This is a genomic window from Neisseria sp. P0021.S005, assembly GCF_051956955.1.
The window spans coordinates 1-1,461 of the sequence record NZ_JBQCWY010000739.1; the positions used below are offsets into that span (position 1 = coordinate 1).

At 40.2% G+C, this 1,461-nt stretch carries 3 protein-coding genes; 2 read left to right on the top strand and 1 reads right to left on the bottom strand.

Going from position 1 to position 1,461, the window contains the following annotated elements; genetic code table 11:
• On the bottom strand, window positions 1-206 hold a 206-nt coding region (locus ACTHUE_RS18865; RefSeq protein WP_440424162.1), incomplete at its 3' end, for a GTP-binding protein.
• A 419-nt stretch (window positions 207-625) separates the two neighbouring features.
• Between ACTHUE_RS18865 and bfr (ACTHUE_RS18870) the strand changes: the two genes are divergently transcribed.
• Window positions 626-1,090: a bacterioferritin gene (gene bfr / locus ACTHUE_RS18870; protein ID WP_004520304.1), complete on the top strand. Its 465-nt coding sequence runs from the start codon at window positions 626-628 to the stop codon at window positions 1,088-1,090.
• A 30-nt stretch (window positions 1,091-1,120) separates the two neighbouring features.
• On the top strand, window positions 1,121-1,461 hold a 341-nt coding region (gene bfr / locus ACTHUE_RS18875; RefSeq protein ID WP_440424163.1), incomplete at its 3' end, for a bacterioferritin.

A 1,461-nucleotide genomic window follows, 5' to 3' on the forward strand; every position in this document is an offset into this window, starting at 1 on the left:
ATGTGGTAGCCTTCGTATTCGATGGCGGTATTTTTAGCGAGAATGGTAATGCCGCGTTCTTTTTCAAGATCGTTGCTGTCCATGACGCGTTCTTCGACTTGCTGGTTGGAACGGAATGTACCGGACTGACGCAGCAACTGGTCAACTAATGTGGTTTTGCCATGGTCGACGTGGGCGATGATGGCAATATTGCGGATTTGTTTCATGATAATTTATGTGTTTCAGCTAGGTGCTTAAAAAAAAGATAACTGGCGATTATAGCACGATTCCTAAGTATTGACGGAGTAGAAGATTCAAAAAAATGAGGCAAAAGCAGTTGAGAATAATTCATAATTAAATTTGATTGATTTTGTTGGATTATTTGCTTTTATTTATGGTTAACAAATGTAAATGTTTTTGAATGATGCAATGGATTCTTAATACTAATGTCAAAAAATTGTCATTAAAAACAGGGGATTAATTTTTCAGACGGCCTTTTTGGCTGGTTAACTTTTTTGATAATTGTTTGTATTTTAAATAGAAAATTTGTCAAAAGTGCTTCTTGTGCATACAATTACCTCGTTCCATAACAACACACGAATCTTCATTTCGTGATTATCAACTTTTAAAAGAAAGAGAAAGAATTATGCAAGGCAACCAAGCAGTTATTGATTACATGAACGAATTATTGTCTGGTGAGTTGGCTGCTCGCGACCAATATTTTATCCACTCTCGCCTGTACTCTGAATGGGGTTACACCAAACTGTTCGAACGTTTGAACCACGAGATGGAAGAAGAAACCACTCACGCCGAAGACTTCATCCGTCGTATCCTGATGTTGGGCGGTACTCCTAAAATGACACGTGCCGAACTGAACATCGGTACTGACGTAATCTCTTGTCTGAAAGCAGACTTGAACACTGAATACGAAGTACGCGATGCGCTGAAAAAAGGCATCAAATTGTGCGAAGAAGCTCAAGACTACGTTACCCGCGATTTGATGATTGCCCAACTGAAAGACACTGAAGAAGATCACGCTCACTGGTTGGAACAACAACTGCGTCTGATCGAATTGGTCGGCGAAGGCAACTACTACCAAAGCCAACTGTAATCTAGCGTATAACATATTAAGGAGCTGAATATGAAAGGCGATCGCTTAGTTATTCGCGAGCTGAACAAAAACTTAGGTTTGTTGCTGATTACCATTAACCAATACTTCCTGCATGCCCGCATTTTGAAAAACTGGGGCTTTGAAGAATTGGGCGAACACTTCTTCAAACAATCCATCCGCGAGATGAAATCCGCAGACGATTTAATCGAGCGTATTTTGTTCTTGGAAGGTCTGCCTAATCTGCAAGAATTGGGTAAACTGTTGATCGGTGAATCTACCGAAGAAATCATTGCCTGCGATCTGAAAAAAGAGTATGAAAAACATGATACTCTGGTTGCAGCCATCGCTCTTGCAGAAGAGCAACAAGACTA

Bases quoted from the DNA above. Each gene is read 5' to 3' on its own strand.
- bfr (WP_004520304.1), top strand. From the start codon at position 626: ATGCAAGGCAACCAAGCAGTTATTGATTACATGAACGAATTATTGTCT.